Source organism: Mesorhizobium waimense, from assembly GCF_003601975.1.
Taxonomy (GTDB): domain Bacteria; phylum Pseudomonadota; class Alphaproteobacteria; order Rhizobiales; family Rhizobiaceae; genus Mesorhizobium; species Mesorhizobium waimense.
This window is the reverse complement of record NZ_QZWZ01000044.1, coordinates 41,019-47,444: the sequence shown is the minus strand read 5'-3', so window position 1 is coordinate 47,444 and position 6,426 is coordinate 41,019. Positions and strand designations below refer to the sequence as shown.

Sequence of the window (6,426 nt, the reverse complement as noted above, 5' to 3'; positions counted from 1 at the left end):
TCGGCCATGCCGAGCAATGGGACGAGATCGCGGTCGATGGTGACGTTGTTGCCAAGGATTGTCTCCTGCGCTTCAAGCGCGAAGGGCGGACGCTGGCTGTCGCGTCGATCTTCCGCGACATCGAGAGTCTGGAGGCCGAGCTGGAAATGGAGCGTTGAGTGACCTGACGGAGCGCCCGCGAAGACTTCCGTCACGGCCATATGTCGCGCGACCCAAGGACTGGGAGCGCTGAGGCATCGCCCCCGTGTCCGGATAGGAAGCCCCTACCTCTGCGCCACCACCTGCCTGAACACCGCCTTCTCCACCTCCGGCTCCAGCGATTCCGCGAACGACGTCGCGAGATGGTGCCGGTCGCGGTAGGCGATCTTGCCGTTGATGAACACATGGCAAATGGTGGCGTCGCAGAACTGGTCGGTCATGTCGATGTAGCTGGCGTTGGGCACCGAGCGTACGATGTCGCGCTCCACCGCGGCCGCCGCGTCGTTGGCGGCGTCGGTCCGCTTCTGGTCGCAGAGCGAGGGCGCTTCGCCCCGCCACAGCGCTCTGGCCACGCAGGTGTCGACATGCTCTTCGTTGAACGGCACGTCGCGGATGAAGGCGACTTTCAGCCCGGCCTGCGTGAACGCTGACAGCGTCGCCCGCAGGCCATCGCGCCACCGAGCGTCCTGGTCGGCCGGGATCTGGGCGTCGGGCGACATCTTGCGCGAACTCGCCAGCGCGATCTCCGAAATCACCACCAGGCTCGGCCGCGCCGCGATGATCTCCTTGATCGACTGCGCGCGCCATTGATCGCACTCGGTGTAGTCGCGCTTCAGCTTGGTCACCCACACCGTCAGCTGCGAGGCCCGGCAGGACGATTTGAGCCAGGTGACCACCTTGGTGTCGTTCTTCCTGGCCGCCGCGATTAGCGGCGTCGACCAGTGGTCGGCATGCGAATCGCCGAACAGCGCGATCGTGCGCGGCGCGGCCTTGTCGCCGAACTCGCAGGGCTTTGGCGTCACCGTTTCGTAGTCGAGCACGCAGCCGACCTTGGCGCGCGCGGTGGAGGGGCGCGCCGCACTCTCGGCGATGCTGCGCTGCACCGGGTCAAGATCGCTGACGGCGAGCCGCGCATTGGCATAAGCGGCTGCGACGCCGGTGCCGGTCAGGAGGACGGCCGGCACCAGCGCCCGCGCCGCATTGGCCATAAGCCATCCATTGCGGCGGATCGGGTTCTCGATGACATGATAGGTGAAGAGGGACAGCGCCAAGGTCAGCGCCATGCAGCCGACGCGCTGCAGCGGCGTCAGATCGGGCACCAGCATCGCTGCATAGACGATCACAGGCCAGTGCCAGAGATAGAGCGAATAGGACAGCTTGCCGACCCATTGCAGCGGCGGCAGCGCCAGTGCAGCGCTCGGGCCGCTGTTGGCGCGCAGCTCGGCATTGGCGGCACCCGCCAGCAGCAGCATCACCGTGCCGGCCACCGGCGCCAACGCCATGAAGCCGGGGAAGGGCGCTTCCTCGGTGAAGCTGAGATAGGCGCCCGCTATCAGCGCCAGACCCAGCCACGCCAGCGGCGCGCCGAGCTGCGGGCGCTCGCGCCAGAAACGTGCCGGCACCATGGTTGCGAGACCGCCGGCGGCGAACTCCCAGGCGCGCAGCGGCGAGAAATAGAACGCCCAGGGCTGCGCCACCGTGGTCAGCCAGGCGCAGACGGCGAAAGAGACGAGGCCGACAAGGCCGATCACCAGCATCGCCGCGCGCTTGCCGGGGGCGAGCCACGCCGCCAGCATCAGCAGCGCCGGCCAGGCCAGATAAAACTGCTCCTCCACCGACAGCGACCAGAAATGGATGAACGGGTTGCTGGTCGCATCCGCCGCGAAATAATCGAACGACCAGCGGATCAGCCACAGATTGATCATATAGGCCGAGGCGAACATGGCGCCCTTGGAATAGAGCGACTGCTCCTCCGGCGACAGCACGAAGGCGCCGGCCACCAGCGTGGCGAGGATGACGAACAGCGACGCCGGCAAGAGCCGCCGGGCGCGGCGCGCATAGAAGCGCCAGAGATTCAGCCGCCCGGTCTCGGTGATCTCGGTGAGCAAATGTTTTGTGATCAGATAGCCGGAGATGACGAAGAAGATGTCGACGCCGGTGAAGCCGCCGGGGAGCGACGTAAGCCCGAAGTGAAAGGCGATCACGCCCGCCACCGCCACGGCGCGCAAGCCTTCGATATCAGGCCGGAACGATGCTGACACGATTGTTAGACCTCGTGTTGGTGCATGACCCCGAACCGATGGTCCGCACCGGCGAGAGACAGCTCGCCGGGGATCACACGTGCTGCAGCGCCTCCGCGCGCATCGAACGCGCGGCACCACAGCCGTTGACAGCCCGCCCGTGTCAAAGACTCGCGCCTATGGCCCGATACCGCAATGCAACATATTTAACGCAGTGCAACATAAGCGGAGGGTAGCTCCCTTCTCCCCGTTCACGGGGAGAAGGACGCTCTCCCACCGCTTTCGCAATCTCCGACATTTGCAGTCGGCCCCCGCGTTGCCGGCGCTCACCGCATCGGCTATCACCCAGCCAGCCAATCCGGCAGCGTTCAAACGGAGCCCGACCATGACCGACACCACCATCCTCAAATTCGGCGCCGTCGACAATGCCGAGGCCGGCGACCTCGCGGGCTGGGTGGTGGTCGAGGGCAAGCCGACGATGAAGACCGCCGTGCAGCACACCACTGCCGACGGCAAGGTGATGTCCGGCACCTGGCAGGCGACGCCAGGCACCTATCATGCGACCTATACGGACTATGAGTTCGTGCACATGATTGCCGGCCGCATCATCATCACGGCCGACGGCGGCGCGCCGGTCGAGGTTGGGCCTGGCGATGCCTTCGTCGTCGAAGCCGATTTCAAGGGCACCTGGAAGATCATCGAGCCGGTGACCAAGCATTTTGTCGTTAGGGTCGACTGATCCACGACCGCGCCCCCAGGCAGCCGAGCGTGGTGCACGGCCCGAGTTGAGACGATATATAGTCCGCTTAATATTAGGCGATGCTAAAGCACCGGATGCGTGCGATCTGCTAGGATTTGATCACCGACAAACGGCTCTGGAACGCCGTGCGTCCGACATTCATGCAACAAGATCAACTCAAACCGGAGAATGGCCATGAAACGGCTTCTGACGGTCGCTGCCCTTTTGGCGGCGAGCAGTTTGTTTGCGATGCAAGGCGCAGCCGCCGATGACACTGCGATGATCAAGAGCGCTGAATCAGCCGCACCCCTCGCCGTGGCAAGCGGCGCTGCGATCCACGCCATGGATGAGAAGGGCGCGATGCGCACGCTGCGCGAGGGCAAGAACGGCTTCTGGTGCATGCCGGATCACCCGGCCACGCCTGGCCCGGATCCAATGTGTGGCGATGCCAACTCGATGGAATGGGCAATGGCCTGGATGGAAAAGAAGGAACCACCCAAGGGCAAGGTCGGCTTCATGTACATGCTGTCCGGCGGCAGCGACGGCAGCAACACCGATCCTTTTGCGACGAAGCCCGAGGAAGGCAACAATTGGATAGAGACCGGCCCGCATGTGATGATCGTCAACGCCATGGACATGATGCAGGGCTATCCGGCGGACCCCAAGCCTGACACGTCCAGGCCCTATGTGATGTGGGCGGGCACGCCCTACGCACATCTCATGATCCCGGTTAAGTAGCTGGAGCAGGGCGCCCGGGCCGGGTGCGCTCCGCTCCCAGAAAAATGGCGGACATCGCTGCCCGCCATATTCGACTGTACCGAACTGGCTGCGCTTAGTTGGCGCCGCCGAGCTGCTTGGTCATCTTGCAGAAATCGTCGTGCGCCTTGGCAATGGCCTCGTCGCCGCATTCCTTCGTCATGCCGGCGCGGTCCTCTTCCTTCATCGCCAACCACGCGACCTTGAATTCTTCCGCCGGCTTCATAGTCTTCATGCCGGCATCGGTGAAGAAGGGCGTCATCTTCGCCGGATCGTCGAGCGCCGAGGTTCCGGTGCTGCCGCCCGCAAGGGCTGCGCCGCTCATCATCGTAAGCGCCATCGCGCCCATGCAAAGCATCTTGATGTTCATGATCAATTCCTCTTGTTGCATTTCAGATCGTCAAAGCGACCAAGGGAGGAACGGGTCGTTTGCAAAAGAGTTCCAAATACTTTTGAAAGCAGAGCATGATATTTTCAGAAATTATCGAATGAGAAAATGATTTTCTATTGTAAACTGGCGACCGCTGCTGAGCCCGATGGTCCTGCGGGTAGGCGCGGTTGTTGCCCTGCGCCTTCTGCCCTGGCGGAACCTATCATCATCTGAGCCTGTTGTGTCGCAGGAAGGCGGCCCAATGCCCCTCACTGTCCGAACCACGCTCTGCGAAATTCGCGACGACCTGCATGGCCTGCGCAAAGACGGTGGCGGCCCGCGGCCAGATCGAGGCGATCCAGGCTATCGGCGCGCTGATCGGTGTTGCCGAAGCAGAGGCGGTGCAGGCCATCCGGCGCATCGATCTGGGACAATGATCCCGAAGGTCAGCCTGACCATCAACGCAAACGAACACCAACGGAAAGAACAATCGCAATGAACATCAAGGAGATGACGCGGCCGGAATGCGTTGCCCTGTTGAAGTCGACCAGGCTTGGCCGCCTGGCCTGCGTCAGGGACAACCGGCCTTACGTGGTGCCGATCCACTTTGCCTTCGGCGACAACGCCATTTTCAGCTTCTCTCTGCCCGGCAAGAAGGTCGAATGGATGCGGAAGAACCCGCATGTCTGCCTGCAGGTCGACGATGTCGCCGGCGACGGCTGGAAGAGCGTCGTCGTCGATGGCCTGTTCGAGGACTTGCCGAAGGCGCCGGAGGTCGACAACACGATTCCCGCCGTCGACCAGCCGCTTCCCGAGTCGAAGCATGACCGGGAGTTCGCCTGGTCGCTGCTGCAGAAGCATGCCAACTGGTGGGAACCCGGCGCCCTGAATCTGGGCGGCGCAACGCCGGCCGTTTCGGGCAGCCATCTGTTCTATCGGATCAGGATCGAGGCCATCTCCGGACGGCAGGCGTTTCAGTAGATGCTGTGGCGTCCCGGCGAGGACCATCGAAGGCAGAAGGCGCAAAAAACCCGCTTGCCAGAGGGGACTTTGGAAGCGGGCTCTTTAAACACCAAACGCTCGGGGTGTTCGATGTGTCTATCAACACGTCACCGAGGCGTTTGTTCCATTCGCGGCATGGTTAGTCGATGACCTGCACGATCCTGCGTGTATCCGGGTCAACCAGCACCGTACGATCTTGAACGACGACGTACTTGTATTTCACGTCGGGCACGTCGATCGTATGAAGTTCAACCGTGTCGGGCAGAGGCGAACCGACATTGAGTTCCACGCCGAGCAGGCTGACCGACGCAAGCTTCTGCTTGTGCACGTATTCGCGTATGACGGTCTGCTGTTCGGGAGCAATCACGATGACGTCCTCTGCAACGGCCGCACCAATACCGGCGACCAAAACAAACCCGGCGGCGGCAGCAGCGATAAGATAATTCTTCATTATAACTCCTGTGAGCTTCGCCTTTGGATCGTCGCGGGCGACTGGCTTGATAGTCCCGTTATGGCGAGCCCATGGAGCTAACTCTGGCCGCTGCCTATCGTTCCCATCAGCGCCGTCTAAATGATCAGCCCGCTCGGATAGTCCGGTTGGTGCCATGCACGAATCTTCGCCCATGCCGAAGGTTCGCATGTTGATGGTGGGAATGCCGTCAATCGGAATAATTCGGCTGGGAGGCTCGTTAATTCCTCAGACGATGGCGGATTAAGACTCTGCCTTCATTGAAGCCGCCAGACAGGCTGCGGCTTGTTCTGGCCCAACTCGGAGGGAACCAGAGATGAAAACGGCTGATTCGACCTCTTTCACAAGACGGATCGTCGTCGCAGGGCTGGCAGTGACCGCCGCGACGACGGCTGTATTGTCGGCGGAGAACGCGCACGCGCAGGACGAGCAATCCACGCCTGAGAAAAGTCTGTACGAACGGCTGGGTGGCGTCTTCGCCATCGCAGCGGTGGTGGATCACTTCAGCGACGCCGTCGTGAAGAATCCCATCGTCGGCCAGAACTCCAAGAACCCGCAGCTGCGGAAATGGCACACCAAGAACCTGGAAAGGCTGCCCGGCCTCAAGTTCATGCGCACGCTATGGGTCTGCGACGTTTCTGGTGGACCCTTCAAATTCACGGCCACCAAGCCTGGCACGACGCCGCTCGGCCTTGAGGAGGCGCACCGGGACCTGCGGATATCTCCCGCGGAATTCGATGAGGTCGCAGCGGAACTCGGACGGACCCTGGACCACTTCAAGGTTCCGAAGGCCGAGAAAACCGAGGTCCTGGCAGCCTTCGCCGCGCACAAGGATGAGGTCACCGCCGGCTACGTCAAGAAGGGCTGAAGT

At 62.4% G+C, this 6,426-nt stretch carries 8 protein-coding genes and 1 pseudogene; 6 read left to right on the top strand and 3 right to left on the bottom strand.

Annotated features, from left to right (window positions below):
* A pseudogene (locus D3227_RS43160) lies at positions 1-158 on the top strand (pyridine nucleotide-disulfide oxidoreductase); the annotation flags it as partial.
* A 105-nt stretch (positions 159-263) separates the two neighbouring features.
* Here the strand turns inward: D3227_RS43160 and D3227_RS32555 are convergent.
* Positions 264-2,240: an acyltransferase family protein gene (locus tag D3227_RS32555; RefSeq protein WP_120018278.1), complete on the bottom strand. Its 1,977-nt coding sequence runs from the start codon at positions 2,238-2,240 to the stop codon at positions 264-266.
* 364 nt (positions 2,241-2,604) lie between these two features.
* Between D3227_RS32555 and D3227_RS32550 the strand changes: the two genes are divergently transcribed.
* Positions 2,605-2,958: a cupin domain-containing protein gene (locus D3227_RS32550; protein WP_120018287.1), complete on the top strand. Its 354-nt coding sequence runs from the start codon at positions 2,605-2,607 to the stop codon at positions 2,956-2,958.
* Between the two features lie 195 nt (positions 2,959-3,153).
* Complete coding sequence (locus D3227_RS32545; RefSeq protein ID WP_120018286.1) at positions 3,154-3,696, top strand: hypothetical protein; 543 nt, start codon at positions 3,154-3,156, stop codon at positions 3,694-3,696.
* Between the two features lie 94 nt (positions 3,697-3,790).
* On the opposite strand, the gene D3227_RS32540 is transcribed toward D3227_RS32545, so the two are convergent.
* Complete coding sequence (locus D3227_RS32540; protein ID WP_120018285.1) at positions 3,791-4,084, bottom strand: hypothetical protein; 294 nt, start codon at positions 4,082-4,084, stop codon at positions 3,791-3,793.
* Positions 4,085-4,395: 311 nt separating this feature from the next.
* Between D3227_RS32540 and D3227_RS43900 the strand changes: the two genes are divergently transcribed.
* Together D3227_RS43900 and D3227_RS32535 are read left to right on the top strand one after the other, a co-directional pair.
* Positions 4,396-4,521: a hypothetical protein gene (locus tag D3227_RS43900; RefSeq protein WP_281034997.1), complete on the top strand. Its 126-nt coding sequence runs from the start codon at positions 4,396-4,398 to the stop codon at positions 4,519-4,521.
* Positions 4,522-4,579: 58 nt separating this feature from the next.
* A complete protein-coding gene (locus D3227_RS32535) occupies positions 4,580-5,065 on the top strand; it encodes a pyridoxamine 5'-phosphate oxidase family protein (protein WP_120018277.1) in 486 nt (161 codons plus the stop codon).
* Between the two features lie 160 nt (positions 5,066-5,225).
* On the opposite strand, the gene D3227_RS32530 is transcribed toward D3227_RS32535, so the two are convergent.
* Entirely contained in the window at positions 5,226-5,537 is a 312-nt protein-coding gene (locus tag D3227_RS32530; protein ID WP_120018276.1) for a DUF1236 domain-containing protein, read from the bottom strand.
* Between the two features lie 391 nt (positions 5,538-5,928).
* Between D3227_RS32530 and D3227_RS32525 the strand changes: the two genes are divergently transcribed.
* Positions 5,929-6,423 carry a group I truncated hemoglobin gene (locus D3227_RS32525; RefSeq protein WP_245451982.1) on the top strand — a complete coding sequence of 165 codons (495 nt, stop codon included), beginning with the start codon at positions 5,929-5,931 and terminating at the stop codon, positions 6,421-6,423.
* Positions 6,424-6,426: the final 3 nt, after the last annotated feature.

Excerpts from the sequence above, each read along its gene's own strand:
- D3227_RS32550 (WP_120018287.1), top strand. The coding sequence starts at position 2,605 with ATGACCGACACCACCATCCTCAAATTCGGCGCCGTCGACAATGCCGAG.
- D3227_RS43900 (WP_281034997.1), top strand. The coding sequence starts at position 4,396 with ATGGCCTGCGCAAAGACGGTGGCGGCCCGCGGCCAGATCGAGGCGATC.
- D3227_RS32545 (WP_120018286.1), top strand. The coding sequence starts at position 3,154 with ATGAAACGGCTTCTGACGGTCGCTGCCCTTTTGGCGGCGAGCAGTTTG.
- D3227_RS32535 (WP_120018277.1), top strand. The coding sequence starts at position 4,580 with ATGAACATCAAGGAGATGACGCGGCCGGAATGCGTTGCCCTGTTGAAG.
- D3227_RS32530 (WP_120018276.1), bottom strand. The coding sequence starts at position 5,537 with ATGAAGAATTATCTTATCGCTGCTGCCGCCGCCGGGTTTGTTTTGGTC.
- D3227_RS32540 (WP_120018285.1), bottom strand. The coding sequence starts at position 4,084 with ATGAACATCAAGATGCTTTGCATGGGCGCGATGGCGCTTACGATGATG.